Here is a 20059-nt window from a genome sequence, read left to right as displayed (position 1 = left end):
AGTGGCTCCATAAAAAATCACCCTCCATATAGCCGAGTTGGCCGCTTAGAGGGTGATTCATAGGTATAGCTAATCAATTATGTTAGTAATTTACTGGGGTAAAGGTGGAACAACAACCGTTATCGGATCGCTGAGCACGGTACCGAACGGGTTAGCGAGCTCAACTTGGTACGTATATGTTCGTGGTGTACGTTTAAAAAACCAACCGAACGTTTGCCCGTTCGCAGTACCTGACTCTTCAAAGAAATTGTGTGCTAACTCGACTCCATTTTCGAAAAGTTTACCTGAAGTAGCCGCATTGCCGCTCCAAATATACCAGTTAAGGTGAAACTCTCCTTTGCTGTATAATTGGTTATCATTAAGCGATAATGTTGGCTTGTTAGGTGCACCTGTTGCGGAGGTAGGTACTTGTTGAATAGAATTGGACCATGTTGTACCGCATGCGTTTTTTGCAATAATGCCAAAGGAGTACCCAATGTAACCATTACGCAAGTTATTCACAGTATAGCTGGTCGCTTGAAGATCTTGTACAGCATAAGGTGCTCGTGGAGAATAAAAGACATCATAAGAATCTGCACCTGCAGATGGAGTCCATGAAAGTGCCATTGAATGATTGCCTGGAGACGCCGTTAATGTGAAATTACCGGGCTTCTCACAATTGGTTACAGGTTCTGCGCTCACCGCGCCAAATATAGATAAGGACATAACAAGGGACAAACTTAATGTAAATAGCTTCTTGCTCAGTTTCATGGTTTCTCTCTCCTAATTCGTGATAGATACTAAGATTGGACGTCCACTTTAATATTAGCAATTTATATAATTATTGTCAAAAGTTAACATCGTTAAGAGTTTGGACAACTCTACCTCTATACTATCCGAGATCCATTTGTGCCTCTCCACTAACTTCAGTAGCCTTTCATTGCTGTATAGTTTGCCCTTCAGTTAAAGCGTGTTGACCTGACACAACTAACGAATCTTCGAGAGTGACTCCACTTATTACTTCCTGATAAGGACCGTTCACTCGGCCTAACTCTACTTTTCGCTTCTCTGCTTTGTTCCCGTTTATAACGAATACATAAGCAGCACTTTCTTCTCTCAAAATACTAAGAGACGGTACAGCTATAACTGTTTCCTCTTCTGGTGTTGTCAATTGAAGATGTACTCTAGTAGACGGCTTTAGCGTATGAGCAGCATTATCTGCTTCGAGTTCCAGCGCATATAATCTTGTAGTAGCATCAGGTACATCTGACAGGTATACAACCTTTGCACTCCGTTCATGTTTATCGCCATTGGAATCAACAAACGTTATTTCCTTCTTATTGCGAACGAGCTTAGTAGCTGATTCCGTTAATTGTGCTTTAATTTTAACCATGTCCGTTTTTTGAATAATTCCGAACACACTCCCTGCGGGAATAGTCATCCCTTCGTTCAACTTCACATCAGTCAGTACTCCATTAGCAGGGGACAAAATTTGTCCATCGTTCCAGGCTAACTCTGCTTGTTCCAGCGTAAGTCTCGCTGTTTCTACTTCTCCCTTCTTAATAGCTGTCGATTTATCTTCTGATAAACCTTCTAGCTTTCTCATTGAAGACTGAAGGCTCCTTTTTGTTTCTTCTTGCTCAACAACAGCAACATCATCCCTCACTTGCTGCTTCAATAATTCCTTAAGCTTTTCGATATCACTAGTTAATTGAAGACGATCTGCACTCATTGATGCTGTCGTGACGGAAAGATTCAGTTCTGCCGTTCTAAGTGCAATTTCTGCTTTTTCTCTCTCTATTAAGGCAGCACGACTTTCAATTTTGGCAATAACCTCCCCAGCTTGAACTCTCTCGCCATTCTGCTTCACCATCGTAACAAGTGCTCCGCCGGATTCAACGATAATGTCAATTCTCGCTGAAGCATTAACTTCCGCTATTTGCTCCCGTGGCTCACCCATACTATGCTTTCCTACCGCTTCAACCTTTACTTGAGGCACTTCCGCCTTCACAGGTTCAGAAGATAGGGCCTGCGATGATGAGCATCCCGCGATATAGACTGCACAGAATAAGATTATTGATAACTTGGAAACCTTACTATGGATGGCACTTCGATAAACCTTTGTCTTCATATACGATAGCTCCCTTGTACAATTTATACGTTGATATCCTTAACGCCAGTTGCCGGCTCGCTCTTCTTGAACATACGGCTCATTCTCTCTTTAAAGGACTCGATCATTTCATAAATAATTGGTACAACAACAAGCGTTAGTATGGTGGATGTAATTAATCCGCCGATTACGACAACTGCTAATCCCTTAGAAATAAGTGTCCCATGTGAAAGTCCAAGCGCTAGTGGAACCATAGCCGAGATGGTCGCTCCAGCTGTCATAATGATAGGTCTCAATCTTACTTTTCCTGATTCAATTATTGCGTGTCGAACGAGATATCCTTCTTTTCTCAGCTGCTGTGTACGATCAAGTAAGACGATCGCATTCGTAACTACAATGCCTATTAGCATCAGAAAACCGATCAGTGATGTAATGTTTATCGATTCGTTGGTTACCCATAACCCTAACAGGCCGCCGATAACTGCCAATGGTAATGAGAACAAAATCGCAAATGGAGTACCGGCATTCCCAAAGCACAGCACCATAATTAAATAAACGATGGCAATCGCTGCACCCATTGCGACATACATCTGATTAAAACTTTTCATCATATCCGTACTTACACCACGAGTCGTAGTAGTTACCCCTGTTGGAAGTTCAATTTGTCCAAGCTCCGCTGTTACTCTCGCAGCCACTGCTGCTTTATCAGCCACATCGATTTTGGCGGTCATTCTAACCATCAACTTCTGACTCTCTCGATCAAGTGATACAGGCGCTTTAACTTCTTCTAATTTAGCTACTTCATTCAAATAAACGATAGCTCCACCCTCAGCCTGAATTGGCATTTGACCTAGCTGTTCTAGTGAGCTTTTGTCCCTTGGAGCAAGTTCGATTCCAGCTCGATACACCGTATTATCCAAACGGATGTTACCAAGCTCATACTTGGCAATCCATCCCCCAACAAGTGCACTAATATGTTCATTACTCAGTCCAAATGATCTTGCCTTAGAAGAGTTGATTGTGACTTGCATCTCCTTCTTCGCATCCCCCAAGCTATCTTTAATTTCCTTGAGCTCTGGAGACTCCTTCATCTTACTTTTAATAACCGTAGATGCTTGCTCCAGCACCTGCTGATCTTCCCCATAAATAACATAAGTGAAATCCGTAGTAGAATATCCACTTCCGCCTGCAAACGACCCTGGCAATACTTCAGAGCCTTTAGGAAGCTGAGCTGCAATCAATTGGGTGTATTGATCTTTAACGAGTTTTGGATCTGCGTTCTCATTGACTTCAGTAATAATTTCAATAGAATTGGTAACACGTTCATCATCCTCATAGTATCCAACCAATGCTTCTACGAATGTAAACAGAGGTTTGTCACTCTCGTCTTTCGCATCGCGAAGTAGTTTTTCGATTACTTTCGATTGCATGTCCGTACTGTCGAATGGAGTCTCGGAAGGCAACATAATGGCAAAGTTCATTTGTTTGTTTACAACCCCCTCCGGCATAAGTGCTTTTGGAAGGTTAGGTACGGTAAACATTATCGTCAAAATGAGTAACAATCCGGAAAATAGTAATGTCTTGATCCGATGAGTTAAGCTCCAGATAAGGACTCTCTCATATAATGATTCAAACTTGCCCCCTGCATGTTCTTGTACATCCGTTGCCTTGGAACTGCGCAGCACCATCAGCTTTGCCATCATCGGAATAACGGTTAATGAAACTAAAAGGGAAGCAAGTAAAGCACAAGATACCGTAACAGCAAACGGGCGGAATAAACCTCCGACCATGCCTGATACAAAGGCGATTGGAAGGAATACTCCAACGGTTACAAAGGTAGACGAGCTGATTGCCATCGCCACTTGTTTAACTGCAAGTAGAATGACCGACTCATTCCTTTGTTGTGCCTTTTGCAGATTAGCATATATGCTCTCAATAACAACGATACTGTCATCAACAATCCGTCCGACAGCAATGAACATTCCTCCAAGTGACATAATATTTAACGTAATGTTCATCGTATGCATCATAATTAACGTTAAGAGAATTGACAGCGGGATCGAAACAATTACAATTATCGTCATTCTCACATTTCGCAAAAAAATCAAAATCATTAACGATGCCAGCACGATACCAATGAAGCCTTCTTTCAACAATCCACTGATGGACCCTCTTACTTCGTCTGCGCTATCGTACAATTTATTAAAGGATACATCTGAGAACTCCTTCTCCCAATTGTGAATGAGCTTATTCGTTTCGTCGGAAAACTCAACTGCGTTAGTTGCAGCAGATTTATAGAGATGGATTCCAATCGCATGTTTTCCATCCATCCGAGCAATAAAATTAACTTCATTAACCGCCTGAATATTGGCCAAATCCTTTAATAACAATGTTTGACCTGTCGGTGCAGCGATCTCTAAGTTCTCCAAGGAAAAGAGGCTGTTCAGCTCTCCTTGAACTCGAACAATTCCTGTATTTCCATTGAATTTAACAACGCCAACAGATCCTTTCGACAGGGCAGACTGTACCAGTTCGTTAACTGCACTTGGAGTGAGCCCATATGCCAGTAGGGCTGATGCATCCAATTGAATATCTAGCGAAGTTTTGCGTGCGCCTATCGTATCGATATGATCGATACCATTAATAGCTTCAAAACTAGGCTTTAATTGCCGCTCATACAATTGATCCAGCTCACTTTGAGACATTGATTCCTTCGCATAAACAGCCAAATAATAGGCCGGCGTAGAAGCGAATCCTAAAGAGGATATCTTTGATCTACCAGCACCCTTTGGCAACGAAACTTCTTGAACAAGACTTTCTAGATCCTGCTTCATCTTGTCCATGTTAACTTTCTCATTAAACTCAAGTGTAACCATCGACATACCATCACTGGAAGTCGAGCTGAGCATTGTTAAACCTTGCACATTTGCAATCTTGTCTTCGATTGGTTTCGTAACTAAGCCCATCACATCTTGCGGGGAAGCTTGATAAGGCGTCGTAATCATAAGATACGGAACAGAAATATTCGGCATGTTCTCTACCTTAAGTGACATTCCCGAATAAGCTCCAGCTCCAAACAAGATTGCGATCAGAATGATCATTGCCGCTATTTTGTTCATAGAAAAATCAATCAGTGCCTTCAAACTTAACCCTCCTGCATTTTCATCTCTATAGACCTCACTTGCCTATAGTAAACATTTCCCAACAACTAGTCATAAGCTTAATATACGAATATGAATAAACTATGACATAACTTAGTTACAACAAAAAAACCAACGATAAAGGAATAAAATCCCTAAATCATTGGCTATTAGTTGATGTTATTATGTGAGATGGGGCAGTGTAACGATAACGGTTGTTCCTTCACCTGGACTACTCTTCAGAGTGATGGTGCCATGATGCCTTGATACAATTTTTTTGACGATAGCTAGACCTAAGCCATTGCCTGATTTATTTTTATTGTGAGATCTATCAGCCTTATAGAACCTCTCGAACACTTTAATGGTATCCTCTTCAGGAATACCAATTCCGGTATCCTTAATATGCACCTCAATGGACTCTACGTGCCTGACTATATGGATACTTATTTGACCGCCTTCCGGCGTAAATTTAATACTGTTTCCAATCAGATTAATCCAAACCTGATTGAGCTGGTCCACGTCCCCTTTAATCTTGGTTCGAGACAAATCAAGCGACCAATTCAGCGACTTGGCCAACCACTGGGGCTCGCTAGCTACGACCGCTTTGCGGAGCTGCTCATCCAGTTCATACAGCACGGGATCAAATGGATGATGCTCCGAATCCAATGATGCTAGTTTTAATAAGTTTTCGCTTAGACGTGACACTCTTTCGCTTTCCTGTTCAATAATACGCAAATAGCGAATTCGTTCCTCTTCGGACAGATCATTATGCTGGAGCGCCTTAGAGAATCCCGAGATCGAAGTTAGCGGTGATTGAATTTCATGTGATACATTTGATACAAAGGTTTGTCTCATTTTCTCTAACTGCTGCATTTGACTCGCCATATAATTAAAGCTCTGTGTGAGCTGCCCAAGCTCATCCTTGCGCTTTGACCAGCCCAAATTAATGTTAAACTCGCCTCTTGCGAGCTGCTCAGTAGCTGCTTTCATCCCTCGCAGAGGTCGTACTAAGTAGCGTGCTCCGACGATCATAATTGAGCAGCCTACAATGAAGTTAATAATCAAGGCAATTGTAAGTAGTATCGAGAAGTCTAAGCTCGCACTACTCTCCGAGGTTTCTACGAACAATGCATAGCGTATCCCGTCCTCTACATAAGGAAATCCGATAACCAACTCCGTTGAAGAGGCCTCGTAACCTTTATAAACTTCACCGTCCAGTACAGACTGAACCTCTTGCTGGGATACAACATAAAGTTCCTCCTGCTTCACTTTATTGAGCGGTAGTAGCTTTCCATTGCTGTCAAATTGCCTAACATCATACTTCTTCGAAAGCCGCTTTTGTTTCATCACCTTGCTAGCCTGCATGTAACCATTATCCTCGTATATCTCTCGAATGATTTCCACATCATTGACCAAACTCTTCTGTAGCCTATCGATGTACCGCTCCCCTATTGAAGTTGTAATTAATAATGATAAATAATAAGTGCTTATCAAACCAATAGCCACTGCTGCCACATAGGTAAGTACGACTCGAACGTATAACGTCTTGATCATCCCTGTACCTCTAGCTTGTAGCCAAGCCCTCGTTTCGTTTCGATCGTGAATGCACAGTCCAGCTCTGTGAAACGATCCCTTATCCGCTTAATATGAACATCTACAGTTCTGTCGTCCCCTTCAAAATCCGCTCCCCACACTTGCACAATTAAGTCATTCCGCGTAAAAATTTGTCCCGGAAAACTAGCAAGTTTATACAAGAGGTCAAACTCCCTCAGCGGAATTGAAAATTGGAGATTATCCACTACTGCTTCATATCTATTTTTGTCCAACATAACATTGCCGACATGTACCTTCATTGAAGTTTGAATTCTGTATCTCTTCAGTAACAGCTTTACTCGTGCTACCAGCTCAATAGGATCAAACGGTTTTACCAAATAATCATCCGCTCCTAAATTGAACCCTTTAAGCTTATGTTCTGTTTCACCTTTGGCAGTTACCATGAGAACGGGCATCTCTAGAAAATCGCCCTTCAAATATCGGCAAAAGTCCCAGCCATCCATTTGCGGCATCATAATGTCCAAGACGATCAGATCGAATTTTGACCGTTCCATCCTTTCGATTGCCTCTTTACCATTACTTGCATCTACAACCTTGAATCCATCCCTTAGCAAATAAAAACGAATAAGTTCAACAATATCCGGGTCGTCATCGACAATTAGGATGTTGGCCATCTCTGCTACTCCTCCGTAACTATATACTCTTTATTATCCAACTATACTATCATATGCCATAAAATGGCTACCTCGCGTTTCTTCATCTACTTCATCTAAAAAATATGAATAAAATGATCGATATTCGAAGTTTGAAAAAAATAGCCGTTAATTGGAACAAGGTATCGGTGCAGCGCCCATCTAGTAATCACCGCTTGCCTGCTACCTCGCTTGTCTTCCAAAAAATTAATCTATCGCACATCGCTTTCTATCTTGCATTGATATGACCATTTGGAATATTATATAGATAGTAAGCGCTTACTTTTTCTGTTACTCTCCTTGTAGATCCATTCGTAGATTCGTAATTATGCTCCATAACAGGCTCTCTATTAACTCTTTAATAGGTGCCTCTACTCTCATTCCTTCTTTGCTTTCCCAACTTTCCTCTACATACATTCTCTGTTAAACCACTTCTTTCGTTTAGAACCGACTATTCAATTCATGCATATTGTGTTGGACAACTTCATTTATCGACTTTTTAAAAGACTTTGCTTATTCGACTACTTTTCATCCAGGAAAAGGAGGTGGTTATCTTCATCCACTCATAACTGGTGACGACATCCTAAGCTATTAGTTATGTCTATTAATCTATGTTCTGAAAGGAGAGATTGTCCATTTACGTTTCTTTGGCAAACTGGATTTCTACTTCCAGTCCTATCCGAAAACCAAATTTGAGGAGGAAATAATAATGGTACTATTCCGATCCCTTTATGAATCAAAGATGTTCAAGCTTGTCGTTGCTACTAGTGTGTTATTTGTTACATTCCTTTCTGCTGGAATATTTGTTGAGAATGCCTCTGCACACGGATATGTAGATATCCCCAAAAGTCGTGCATATCTATGTAAAATCCAAGTAAACACGGACTGTGGAGAAGCACAATATAATGCGCACAATTTTGAAGCACTGAAAGGCTGGCCAGCCGCCGGACCTATTGATGGCCAAATCGCCAGTGCAAGCGGGCGTTACCCGAAACTGGATGAGCAATCTTCAACTCGTTGGTCCAAAGTAGAAGTAACATCAGGAACAACAACGTTCCGATGGAGCCTGTCAGCTGCTCACTCAACTGCAAGCTGGAAATATTATATGACGAAGCAAAACTGGAACCAAAACGCTTCTCTTTCGCGTAACTCCTTCGACCTAGTGCCATTCTGTGACTTACCATACAGCGGTCAGCCTCCAACAACTTTTTCTCATACTTGTAATATCCCCGCACGTACTGGTTACCAAGTAATCTTGGCAGTTTGGGAAGTTGCCGATACGGCCAATGCCTTTTACAACGTCATTGATGTTAATTTCGGAGCTCCCGCTGATATTGAAGCTCCTACGAATCCAAGCAACCTCGCTGTGACGAATACTACTTCATCCTCCGTTTCATTGTCATGGACCGCTTCCCAAGATAATGTAGCTGTTGATGAATATTGGATTTATCGCGGCGGTGTGAAAGTTGGTTTCGTGGGCGGCACGACTACAACTTTTAAAGATATTGGATTAACACCGACTACCACTTATCAATATAAGGTTGCAGCACGGGACGCAGCTGGCAATCAGTCGGGAGATAGCAATTCCATATCGGGTACAACCACAATAGTCGTTCCTGATCCAATAGCTCCAACCGCACCCCTCAACTTGCACGATATGGGCGTAAGTACAAATAACCTCACTCTTATGTGGGGAGCATCCACGGATAATGTAGGCGTTCATGCCTATCGCGTCTACAAGGATGGAGCCCTTCTCACAACCGTATCCGGGACGACACTCTCCTACAATGTGACAGGCTTAACTCCAGGTACAGCCTATAACTTTACGGTATTTGCTGTGGATGAGGCAGGTAATGTATCTCCTTCAAGCAACACACATTCCGTAACAACGCTCAGCACTGTATGTCCCGCACCGTGGAGCTCCACCCAAACGTATTTAAATGGAGATCAAGTCACTTATAACGGAATAAAATATCAGGCCAAATGGTGGACACAAAACGAACGACCTGACCTTAAGAGTGGACAATGGGATGTATGGCTGTCGCTTGGCAGCTGCACTTAATCAATTAGAGATAGCCCAGTGGTGAGACTAGAATCAATGTAATATTGAGCTGTACCTGGCAGATGGTTTAAAAAAGGCTAGAGAAATGGTGGTATTTCTACACCTTCCTCTAGCCTTTTATATTGTATACACAACTAATATATATCCTGCTTAACCGCACTATTAGCTGAATTTAGCTCAGCTATGCTCCTCTCGTCCCTGTTGTCACATGTATCCGTTGTGGCTGCTCTCGTCTTCAAACTCTCCATTCGCTCTTTTCCCCATTCGTACATCATCAGAACGATCGGCAACAGGCTTTCCCCTACCTCAGTGAGTGAATATTCGACTTGAATAGGGCTCGTTTCATAAAATACTTCCCGATTTACGATGCCATCTTCCTCCAGCTCCCTGAGCTGATTTGTTAGTACTTTGTGCGATATTTTTGGAAATAATCTTTTGATATCACTGAATCGATGTGCTCCTTCAACGCCTAAATGATATAAAATGACGACTTTCCACTTCCCGCTAATAATGGACAGGGTCAGTTCCTTTTCGCAATTGTATTGTTGGTTCTCAATTTTCGCTCGAATTTCTTGCCTTAAATCTCCCATTCGTTCATTCCTTTCAGTCGAGATACAGTTACCAGCAGGTAACCCTGTAACTCAAAAGTGCGTCATTATAAAATATCTCTTATTATTGTATAGTATATAGACCATCTTAGCAGGGTAAAGTTAACCCAAGATGCATATTAGAAAAATCCAACTTATAGGAGTGTCTACTAATGAACCTTCAGCATAAAACAGCTCTAATTACTGGCGCAGGAAAAGGAATCGGAAAAGCAATCGCAGTTGCACTAGCAAAAGAGGGAGTTAACCTTGGACTAGTTGCACGATCGAGCTCAGATCTTGAGTCACTTCAAACCCAATTAAAAGAATCCTACTCTGTGGATGTTCATATTGCTTCTGCAGATATTTCCGACAAGGCACAAGTGGATTCCGCTATTTCTGGACTACTAGAGAAGCTTGGGACAATCGACATCTTAATCAACAATGCAGGAACTGCACAATTCGGTACATTGGTCGACATGGACATTGAACAGTGGGAACGCATTATTCAAGTCAATCTTATGGGAACGTATTATGTAACTCGCGCAGTATTGCCAACAATGATCAATCAAGCATCAGGAAACATTATTAACGTTGCTTCCACTGCAGGTGAGCGTGGATTCGCTACTGGTTCTGCTTATTGTGCTTCCAAGTTCGCTGTTCTTGGTTTGACAGAATCTCTTATGCAAGAGGTTCGTAAATCCAATATTCGTGTGACAGCTTTGACGCCAAGTACAGTTAATACTGAATTAGCAACTAACGCAGGATTAAAAATCGGTGACGAGGATCGTATGATGCAACCTGAAGATGTAGCTGAACTAGCTTTAGCAACTCTAAAATTACCTCCGCGCGTTTTCATTAAAACAGCAGGTATTTGGACAACTAACCCACAATAAACAACTGAAAATCCCTTTCACTTATATCTTTGATCAAAATAAAGAGCCTTCATTCCCACTGTCATAGTGGTATTGAAGGCTCTTTAAACGTCATTTTTCATTACTCTCAGCAGGGCTAACCTGTCACTTACCTTTCATCGGCTTAGCCATGCTTGCTCCGAACTGAAAACGGTAAATCAAGAAAGCAATGATAATTAGGATAGACAATAGGGCAAAAATATTACTGAACAAACCGGCAGACTCATTAACAAGCCATGGATTGAAAGCGGTGGAAGTTGAACCCCCGTCGAGCAGCTTCCCAATTAGACTCATAGCGATTGCTCCAGAAATAAAGTTGACCATGGAGAGCATTCCCATGCCAACCCCTGTCTCCTCCTTGGAAAGCGACCTTGAAACGGTATTCGACATCGAGATTTGCATGAAAGTTTGTCCCACATTGCCTAAAATGAGAATGATTGCAATGAAGTAGGCGGATACTCCGACAAAAGTTGATAGTAAGGCAAAACATAAAAAGATGAGTAACACTGCAACAAAAACAAGCGTATAGTTGCCGCGTTCATCAGCTAGCTTCCCGCCTTTACGACCTAGTATAGCCGAGGCAAGAGCTGCTGGAACTAAGACGAAACCTATGTTTCCAGAAGACAAGCCATTCAATGATGCTAGAAATTGAGGTGTCATAAAAATCATACTAAAGCTCATCGCAGTTGTAATAAAAGCAAGCGACAATCCGATGGAATAGTTTTTGTTGCGGAATAGGCTAGGTTTAATAAATGGTTCAGCAGCCGTTTGAATTCTTACTATGAAGAGCACCAGCAAAATAGCCCCGCCAACCAACAGCCATATGTTCCATTGCGTTATCGCCAGCAAGAAAAGAGCTACTGTCCCAGCCAACAGACCACCGCCAAGGATATCAATACGTGCTGCTTTTCCTTTTACGTTATCTAGATATTTTCTGAAAAATGGAAGCGTTAGGAGTGGTAGCAAGGAAATGATGAACATTAGCCTCCAGCTTCCTACACTTGTAATTAAGCCCGCTACTACTGGACCCAATGCATTGCCAAGCGCTAGGCCGACAGCAGCAGTTCCAAGTGCACGTCCCCTTTTTTCTGGAGCAAAATATCGAATCGGGATAATCATCGCTGTTGCTGGAAGAACGGATGCACCCGCAGCTTGGATGATTCGCCCCATAATAACGAGCCAATAATCGTTGGAAACCAAACCAATCATCGAGCCTACAGCAAATATAATGAGTCCAACTGTTAACAAGTCCTTAAGCCTATATTTGTCTGCCAGCTTCCCCATTACGATTGATCCAACAGCATATACGACCATATAGCTGGTCATAATCCAACTTACTTGCGAAGGAATGAGATCAAATTCTTCACCTATCGCAGGGAGCGCAACATTGAACATCGTGCCGTTCATAACCGAAAAGATTAAAGTAATAACTAAAACCCGCAGCAGCTTATCAGCATTTTTTGATGTTGCATCTGACATCATCTAAATCTCCATTCTATTCAGTAGTGTAGGTGCGTAGTTTGCAATTAAAAGATGGAGCCAGCAGAGTAATTTAAGAGAGAAAACAGGAATACAATAATCATTAACAATAACGCAGGGAACATTTGCTTAAACGAATCTTTAACACGAATATGGGATAGTACTGCACCTAGCATAATGCAAGAAATCCACATACCCGCAAGGAAAAGTATACTCTCATGCCAAAATCCTATAATAAGACCAGCAACGCCTACCAAAACGATATATCCTGCTGCTGCTCTGAACCATTGTGGCAGCCCCAAGTGACGGAAAGTTTCAACCTGCATTTTTGCACCTTTCACTTTACTTAACCCTGAAAATAAAAATACAACAATTAATAAACACTGAAATACAAGTGTTAAAATAGACATAAGACCCCTCCAAAAATTTTTTAGAATGTAAATCAGACCAATAAAATATGTTACAATATACAGAGCTACATCATTGTGAGTATAATGAATAGTGATGGACCTCAGTAAATGTAGACTATACGAAAACAGCCATAACTGTCAAGGAGGTACTTCTATTGATCCCAATTAATCAGCCTGCTGCAATAGATATCATTCATGTATTAGTTCGATCAACACATGCCCTTCAGAGAGAATTTCAAACTCGTTTATCTGCGCATGATATGCCCTATCAACTTTCTGGACCTCGGCTCCGACTATTATCGACCGTTGCAGAGGCAGGACAAATTCGTATGAACGAGCTCGCTAATAAATTAGGCATTCAAGCGCGTACAGTTACCGGGTTTATCGATGCTCTGGAAGAGGACAAGCTTCTTGTTCGTATTCCCGATCCAACCGATCGTCGGGCGACGCTCATACAATTAACGCAACTAGCACAAGCTAGTTTAGATCAGGCACTTACTTATCAGGCTGACATAGCGGAGGATCTACTAAAAAATCTTCCAGTAGAACAACGCAAACAGTTGTATGATATGCTTTTTCAGCTTTCCAAAAATAAAGATATATCAAGCGACTGCATAGAAGATTAGAGGAAAACGATGATGTATACCATTCCGAGATACCATCATATAACGTTTAAAAAGCATACCCCGCAATCGACAGACATAACATAAACTTCAAGTTAATCTGTCGTTGATCGGAGGATTTGCGATGTATATCGAGGTCGAAAAAGATGTTCATATTTTCGTACAAGATATTAACCCTGGCCCCGGCAGCAAACCTATATTTTTTGTTCATGGCTGGCCTTTGAACCATAATATGTACCAATATCAATTTAACGTATTGCCAGAGCACGGTTTCCGGTGTATCAGTATGGATATTCGGGGCAACGGTCAATCTTCTAAGCCTTGGGGCAGCTATTCATATGATCGGATGGCGGATGATGTCTATATCGTTCTGGAAACACTCGGCATCCAAAATGCCACTTTAGTAGGCTTTTCGGTTGGAGGAGCTATATCTATCCGGTACATGTCCCGCTATGGAGGGCGCCATATTTCCAAGCTTGCTTTGGTGGATGCTGTTTCGCCTTCTTTCGTTAAAGCTCCGGACTCCCCTTACGGCGTTTCGAAAGAACAGGCAGAAGGTCTTATTAATCAAATGTATGTCAATATGCCAAAGTTTCTTAACGATGTATCCCTTATGTTTTTTAATCGAAACCTGGGCATTGGGACGCTTCAATGGTTTGTTGAAATGGGTCAGCAATCCGCTTCCTATGCACTCATCAAAATATTAAGAGAAGCAGCCCGGGAAAATGTAACCAACGATCTAAGTAAAATCAATGTACCTACGGCGATTTTCCACGGCGTTCATGATCAATTGATCCCGATTCAAAGCGCTCAGCTTACCCAACAGCAGATCAAAGGATCAAAGCTATACCCATTCCAAAACAGCGGTCACGGGCTGCCAATCGATCAAGCGGATGACTTAAATAAAGGACTTATGGAATTTGTGAATTCATAAATAGTGACCCTTATATAAAAATTCGGCAAGAAGCTTTCGATTATAAATCTTTCCACACATAAAATCCAAGCCATTTATTTTGAAAAACATCTTCGTCATTCCCTTGATCTGAGCCATCTGACGTATACCTGTAGCTATATAATAAAGTTTGATAACTTTAAAGCTACCTACCTTTGGTTTTCCGTTAAGGAGACCAAATATTTTTAAAATAAAGTTTGATAAAAACTGAACTTAACAACGAAGGGCTACCACCAGGCAGCCCTTCTGTTATTCAACTATCGTTTCCCGTTAGCTCATTCTTATTCTACCGATGAACCATTTGATGTAGCCTTTAAAGCTTTTTCGTGTAATACTTCCACAGCATAAAAAAAATGATAACAACAAATAGTAATGCAGCCAATAAGGTGTAGAATATCAAGGAATTGAAGAAACCGGCAATCACAGAGGCAATAGCCAGACCTATGAGAATTATGATTATGCTGAGCGAACTGGCACTCTGGAGAATCAGTCCGTTCCGCTCGTCGTTCTCCTCGATATACAACTTTTTCAACTCCTCATCATTTTTGCTGGCTTTTATATACTTGACGAGAAATAAAACGAGAAATAATTCAGTGCCGATAAAAGCGCCTGTGTGAAACCCCTTTATAAAACTGGGTAATTCGGGAAGACCCCCGCGGTAAAACACAAGTCCCACATATATCAATAGCGTGGCAGCAGCTACCAGTGACAGTGCGTTCTTGCGAGTTTTAATTTGAACCTTGTAATTCTCCATTATAATTCCTCCGCTTCACTGAAATCAAAAACATCTTCAATGGCTAGTCCAAAATGCTTGGCAATCTTGTAGGCAAGAACAAGGGAAGCCGTATATTTTCCCCTTTCAAGCGAGGTGATGGTTTGTCGGGTAACACCTACGCTCATCCCCAGCTCTTCTTGGGACAGCTTATGCTGTTTACGCAGTTCAGTAATTCTTGTCTTCAAGTGATCACTCCCATGCAAAGTTCGCTTTGCATTTTTAGAATAGTTCACATTTCATTCTATGTCAAGCTAGCTTTGCATTTTTGTGTCGTATTTTCTTCAACTAATAGTCTACAACATGATTTTGCGGAAGTGTAATGGACATATTATCAATATTTATTCCGAATTATCAAACTTTGTTTTAATTCTACAACACCCAGTAAATTTGCTATCATGAAAAGTGCCATCTTTATTGAAAATATACGTCACTTCACTCGCTAATCCACCACCAGTCCTACTGCTTGCATAGCTAGTAGAAACATACTTGCCATCTAGCTTCACACGACTGGCCGGCACATACTTGGTATAGACATCCCCGTCAATTTCCACTGTCTTAGTTCCCAGCTTGTAGGAATATGTTTTCCCATTGCTTAAGACAAGCTTATTTCCTTTCACTTCATAGGTTAAACACCGCTTCTCCGACAAATCTTATCGGTTGTTTATCAGTGTATACGACAATACGTTTACTCTTAGCGCCTTCAACTCTCTCCTTCATTCGTATAATGGTTGTTATGTAAGAACAGGTTAGCGATCAGGACTCTTCGCGACAATAGGTCAGCGGAATGAAATACTCACGCTATAGATACAGGAAAATCGCTAACTTTGTCGAACTTCATTCGTATGAACATACCTACTAGATACAAAACCACTCTAAAATATATATTCACTATTATCCTGTTTCTTATCGTCCTACTTGGCTTGCGACTCGCCTGGTTACAACTGTTCACAACAGCAGAGCATCCTCATGCCGTTAATGGGGTACTTGATATGCGCGGCTGGGACTTAAACAACTCCCCTACAATCCCTTTAAAAGGTAACTGGGAGTTCTATCCTGAGCAACTGCTCACTCATCAAGACACACAATCGTCCACTATTAAACCTCATTATATTCAAGTTCCAGGAGACTGGAGCAGCGAGCTGTCAAACGAAACGAAATCCTCGATTGGATACGGAACCTATCGACTACGTATTCTTGTTGATCCGCTGGAGAAGCCAGTCTCCTTTTGGTTTCAAAAAGTTCAAACTTCATCCGCTGCGGAAATAAACGGGTTCAGTGAAGGAGAAATAGGTAAACCCGCTTCTAGTAAACGGGAGTATATACCGAGGAGCATCTCCTATACAGAGACTTACACTGAGGAGGGTACAGAAGAAATCGAATTGCTCATTCGTGTAGCTAACTTCGATAATCCGAATAATGGTGGTCTTATACGGTCTGTTCGATTTGGCTCTCAGGCAGCTCTCGACTACGTGCGATGGTATTCCATTGGTTTTCAACTTGTGACATTCATTGTGCTGATGCTTCACGTTTTGTACGCGGCTATTATTTATTTATTTAATCGCTTAGAGCGAACTGTTCTCTTGTTCGGTTTATTGACGCTCATAGCCTCATTAATTATTGTGACCGATCACGACAACCTGCTCTTACTATGGCTGCCCATTAATTACACATGGGCGCTGAAGATTAAGTTGCTCACCTATGTGTGGCAATCCTTTCTTGTCCTTATTCTCTTTAGATCGTTCTCTATCATTTTCCAAAAAAACAAATGGATGCGCTTATTCACTGCCGCACTTATGCTGTACTCTATATTTTTGCTGACCGCAAACGCATCACTGGTACATGGATCTGTTGAATTAGGTATTTATTATTTTTTCTATTTAGTTCCCTTTTTTTGGCTGCTTTATTGTATTGGAAAGATGTTTTTTACAAAACAAACCGACGATGACGCTATTTTCTTGTTACTTTCCGTAGCAGGCGTACTCTCTGGCGTGTTTTGGGATGTCCTTAATTCTTATAAAGAAGTTATTATTGTTTATTATCCATTCGATGTCATTGCCGCAATTATCGGATTTTCAACTTATTGGTTTAAAAAATACTTCCGTAATTCTAGGGAAAATATTAAGTTAAATGATCAGTTAAAAAAGACCGACAAACTAAAAGACCAATTTCTCGCAAATACTTCACATGAGCTGCGAACACCTCTGCACGGTATTATGAATATTGCTCAGAGTGTTGTTAGTAAGGAAAAAGAGAAACTACAGGACAGAAGTCTCAAAGATATGGAACTGCTCATCACAATAAGTAAACGTATGTCGCATATGCTTGGCGATCTTCTAGACGTCGCACAACTCCAAGAGCATCGCATCCTATTGCAGCAAGATCCGATAAAGATTCAATCCATTGTCCCCGGTGTTATTGGCATGTTGACATTTATGATCGAGGGCAAGCCTATTCAGATGCATATAGATATTCCAGAATCATTGCCGCCAGTTATGGCTGATGAAAAAAGGCTTGTGCAAATTTTATATAACTTATTACATAATGCGCTCAAATACACCGAACAAGGAACCATCACCGTGGGAGCCACTATTCGGAATGGACATGCCATTATCGGCATCTCTGACACCGGAATTGGTATGGATGAGGATACACAAGCACGTATATTTCTCCCTTATGAACAAGGGACTTATGGCATCAGCGATGGACGCGGAATCGGACTGGGATTAAGTATATGTAAGCAGCTAGTCGAATTACATGGCGGCACATTGACGGTTCATTCTGAAGAGGGAAAAGGGTCCGTATTTCGTTTCAATTTGCCAATTGCAGATATAACGAGGGTGCCTCTATCGCAACCTCCCCTTCTGCGTGAACAGGCCGTTAAAGAAACTGACGCTAATTCCGCTACTTCGATTTTTACAAATGCGATTAAAAAAGCAATTGATGAATCAGCTATCTCCATGCCTGCCTCATCACTATTAAATGATGAGAAGCTAAATATTATTGCTGTGGACGACGACCCAGTTAACTTGAATGTGCTAGTCGGTATTCTCTCATCGGAGCCATATAACATTACGATAGCTCATTCAGCCCGTGAAGTATTGGCTTTGCTAGCAACAAGGCAGTGGGATTTGCTCATAGCCGATGTTATGATGCCACAAATGTCAGGCTACGAGTTGACTCAAAAGGTTAGAGAGCATTATTCCGTATCAGAGCTTCCTGTATTACTGCTAACTGCACGTAGCCAGCCCGCTGATATTTACACAGGTTTCTCCTCTGGGGCAAATGATTATGTGACCAAGCCAGTAGACGCATTGGAACTGAAATACCGGATTAAGGCACTAATTACGCTAAAGCAATCGATCAATGAACGATTACGTATGGAAGCAGCTTATCTTCAAGCACAAATTCATCCGCATTTTTTGTTCAATACGCTTAATTCCATTATGGCGCTTGGTGATATAGATACGGAGAAGATGCAAAAGCTGGGTAATGCTTTTGCCGCCTTCCTGCGAATTAGCTTCAATTTCTTAAATACAGGAAAGCTTGTCGAGTTGTCACATGAGCTAGAACTTGCAAAAGCCTATTTGTATATCGAACAGGAACGGTTCGGAGACAGACTAAACGTCGTATGGGAAGTTGAAGAGGACATCCACTTGTTGCTTCCTCCGCTTTCGATACAACCGCTAATCGAAAATGCGGTGAAGCACGGCCTGCTTAGTCGCAGAACAGGCGGTACGGTTCATATTCGGATTACTCGCAAGGAAGGTTGTACACTTGTTGAAGTTATCGATAATGGCGTAGGTATGGAGCAAGAACAGGTCATGCAACTGCTAGGTCCAACGATGAAGGAAACGGGCGGAATTGGTCTTTCTAATACAAATCGACGATTAACGCAATTGTATGGTCAAGGATTATCTATTATCAGTAAACTAAATGAAGGAACAACCGTGTCTTTTGTTATACCGGATGAAAAAGGGCCTGCTTATCTATGTAGTTAAGCTGTGCACTACTGATCTGGTACATATAAAGTAGTCGTTTTGGCTCATGAGTTTACTACTATTCATAGTCTTGATACAACATTCCTCCCATAACGACTGATTGTCAGAAACATAAATGATAAGTATGTGCTGTGCTCGTATACCATCATGCAACGATCACAGCACTTTTTGCTCATAGCCACTGTTCAATACAGCCTTCAATTCTAAACTCGCACATGCTCTTGTTCCAACGGCAACCCTTTTTTCCTGACATAGAGATGGAAGAAACCGATAAGAGAAGAGATGAAAAGAACAAAGCCTGACAATATATACACGAGCCGAACACCTATAAGATCGGTTAATACTCCAATTCCGATAACTGAAAAAATAAAAATAAATTGGAGCAATGCAGATTTGGCCGCTAATATTTTCGTTAACGTATGTTCGTCCGCACTATTTTGAAACATCGTTTCTTGCGCTAGATCCCTAACTTGATAAAACGGTTGATCCAATGAGCATAGACAGGACCAAACGTCCCTTCATCCGATTGGCTAGACGGTAAATCAATACTCCGCCTACGATAGTTCCCAAATAAAAGCCTCCGTTAATATAACCCCACCACGTCTCATCTTTCCCTAATGCATCTTGTACGTAGGTTAATGTAACAGCACCAATCCATATCGTTCCAACAAAAGCTTCGATAACATCCATCATAATAAGGATGCGTAAGCTTTTATGTTGAAACATAATTTTCCACCCGGTAGCAAGCGCCGTTATCCCGCTCTGTCGTGCTTCGATGCCAAACGTC

General features: G+C 41.5%; 17 protein-coding genes and 1 pseudogene. 5 read left to right on the top strand and 13 right to left on the bottom strand.

Annotated features, from left to right (window positions below; all coding sequences use genetic code 11):
• Positions 1-90: 90 nt before the first annotated feature.
• The 5 genes from MFF31_RS09100 to MFF31_RS09080 all read right to left on the bottom strand — a co-directional run bounded on the left by MFF31_RS09100 (position 91) and on the right by MFF31_RS09080 (position 7457).
• A complete protein-coding gene (locus MFF31_RS09100) occupies positions 91-750 on the bottom strand; it encodes a fibronectin type III domain-containing protein (RefSeq protein WP_238187699.1) in 660 nt (219 codons plus the stop codon).
• Between the two features lie 166 nt (positions 751-916).
• Positions 917-2110 (bottom strand): efflux RND transporter periplasmic adaptor subunit, encoded by a 1194-nt coding sequence (locus tag MFF31_RS09095; protein ID WP_238187698.1) that lies wholly within the window; start codon positions 2108-2110, stop codon positions 917-919.
• Between the two features lie 23 nt (positions 2111-2133).
• A complete protein-coding gene (locus tag MFF31_RS09090; protein ID WP_238187697.1) occupies positions 2134-5232 on the bottom strand; it encodes an efflux RND transporter permease subunit in 3099 nt (1032 codons plus the stop codon).
• Positions 5233-5412: 180 nt separating this feature from the next.
• Positions 5413-6783 (bottom strand): sensor histidine kinase, encoded by a 1371-nt coding sequence (locus MFF31_RS09085; RefSeq protein ID WP_238187696.1) that lies wholly within the window; start codon positions 6781-6783, stop codon positions 5413-5415.
• Complete coding sequence (locus MFF31_RS09080; RefSeq protein ID WP_238187695.1) at positions 6780-7457, bottom strand: response regulator transcription factor; 678 nt, start codon at positions 7455-7457, stop codon at positions 6780-6782. Before MFF31_RS09080 ends, MFF31_RS09085 begins: the two co-directional genes overlap by 4 nt.
• A gap of 727 nt (positions 7458-8184) precedes the next feature.
• On the opposite strand from MFF31_RS09080, the gene MFF31_RS09075 reads away from it, so the two are divergent.
• The gene (locus MFF31_RS09075; protein WP_282570437.1) at positions 8185-9537 is read left to right on the top strand and encodes a lytic polysaccharide monooxygenase; all 1353 of its coding nucleotides are present in this window, start codon (positions 8185-8187) and stop codon (positions 9535-9537) included.
• Between the two features lie 233 nt (positions 9538-9770).
• Here MFF31_RS09075 and MFF31_RS09065 read toward each other — a convergent pair.
• Positions 9771-10127, bottom strand: a pseudogene (locus tag MFF31_RS09065) (winged helix-turn-helix transcriptional regulator); the annotation flags it as partial.
• A gap of 170 nt (positions 10128-10297) precedes the next feature.
• On the opposite strand from MFF31_RS09065, the gene MFF31_RS09060 reads away from it, so the two are divergent.
• A complete protein-coding gene (locus MFF31_RS09060; RefSeq protein ID WP_238187694.1) occupies positions 10298-11017 on the top strand; it encodes a 3-ketoacyl-ACP reductase in 720 nt (239 codons plus the stop codon).
• A gap of 123 nt (positions 11018-11140) precedes the next feature.
• Here the strand turns inward: MFF31_RS09060 and MFF31_RS09055 are convergent, their stop codons facing one another.
• Together MFF31_RS09055 and MFF31_RS09050 are read right to left on the bottom strand one after the other, a co-directional pair.
• Positions 11141-12514 carry an MFS transporter gene (locus MFF31_RS09055; RefSeq protein WP_238187693.1) on the bottom strand — a complete coding sequence of 458 codons (1374 nt, stop codon included), beginning with the start codon at positions 12512-12514 and terminating at the stop codon, positions 11141-11143.
• A gap of 47 nt (positions 12515-12561) precedes the next feature.
• The gene (locus MFF31_RS09050) at positions 12562-12924 is read right to left on the bottom strand and encodes a DoxX family protein (RefSeq protein ID WP_238187692.1); all 363 of its coding nucleotides are present in this window, start codon (positions 12922-12924) and stop codon (positions 12562-12564) included.
• A 158-nt stretch (positions 12925-13082) separates the two neighbouring features.
• Here MFF31_RS09050 and MFF31_RS09045 point away from each other — a divergent pair, with 158 nt between their 5' ends.
• Together MFF31_RS09045 and MFF31_RS09040 are read left to right on the top strand one after the other, a co-directional pair.
• Complete coding sequence (locus MFF31_RS09045) at positions 13083-13550, top strand: MarR family winged helix-turn-helix transcriptional regulator (RefSeq protein WP_238188542.1); 468 nt, start codon at positions 13083-13085, stop codon at positions 13548-13550.
• Positions 13551-13671: 121 nt separating this feature from the next.
• Complete coding sequence (locus tag MFF31_RS09040; RefSeq protein WP_238187691.1) at positions 13672-14481, top strand: alpha/beta fold hydrolase; 810 nt, start codon at positions 13672-13674, stop codon at positions 14479-14481.
• Between the two features lie 331 nt (positions 14482-14812).
• Here MFF31_RS09040 and MFF31_RS09035 read toward each other — a convergent pair whose 3' ends face one another.
• From MFF31_RS09035 to MFF31_RS09025, 3 genes are all read right to left on the bottom strand, one after another.
• The gene (locus MFF31_RS09035; protein ID WP_238187690.1) at positions 14813-15253 is read right to left on the bottom strand and encodes a hypothetical protein; all 441 of its coding nucleotides are present in this window, start codon (positions 15251-15253) and stop codon (positions 14813-14815) included.
• Positions 15253-15459 carry a helix-turn-helix transcriptional regulator gene (locus MFF31_RS09030; RefSeq protein WP_238187689.1) on the bottom strand — a complete coding sequence of 69 codons (207 nt, stop codon included), beginning with the start codon at positions 15457-15459 and terminating at the stop codon, positions 15253-15255. The genes MFF31_RS09035 and MFF31_RS09030 overlap by 1 nt, the downstream gene beginning before the upstream one ends.
• A 153-nt stretch (positions 15460-15612) precedes the next feature.
• Complete coding sequence (locus MFF31_RS09025; protein ID WP_248565436.1) at positions 15613-15921, bottom strand: hypothetical protein; 309 nt, start codon at positions 15919-15921, stop codon at positions 15613-15615.
• A 195-nt stretch (positions 15922-16116) separates the two neighbouring features.
• Between MFF31_RS09025 and MFF31_RS09020 the strand changes: the two genes are divergently transcribed.
• Positions 16117-19272 (top strand): hybrid sensor histidine kinase/response regulator, encoded by a 3156-nt coding sequence (locus MFF31_RS09020; protein WP_238188541.1) that lies wholly within the window; start codon positions 16117-16119, stop codon positions 19270-19272.
• Positions 19273-19475: 203 nt separating this feature from the next.
• Here MFF31_RS09020 and MFF31_RS09015 read toward each other — a convergent pair whose 3' ends face one another.
• Together MFF31_RS09015 and MFF31_RS09010 are read right to left on the bottom strand one after the other, a co-directional pair.
• Positions 19476-19763, bottom strand: a complete 288-nt coding sequence (locus MFF31_RS09015) for a hypothetical protein (protein ID WP_248565435.1) — start codon at positions 19761-19763, stop codon at positions 19476-19478.
• Positions 19738-19998, bottom strand: a complete 261-nt coding sequence (locus MFF31_RS09010; RefSeq protein ID WP_238187687.1) for a hypothetical protein — start codon at positions 19996-19998, stop codon at positions 19738-19740. The genes MFF31_RS09015 and MFF31_RS09010 overlap by 26 nt, the downstream gene beginning before the upstream one ends.
• Positions 19999-20059: the final 61 nt, after the last annotated feature.

Origin of the sequence: Paenibacillus sp. L3-i20 (genome assembly GCF_022180385.2) — a bacterium.
Classification (GTDB): Bacteria; Bacillota; Bacilli; order Paenibacillales; family Paenibacillaceae; genus Pristimantibacillus.
Note: the sequence above shows the minus strand (reverse complement) of the source record. Positions and strands in the feature narration are given on the sequence as shown.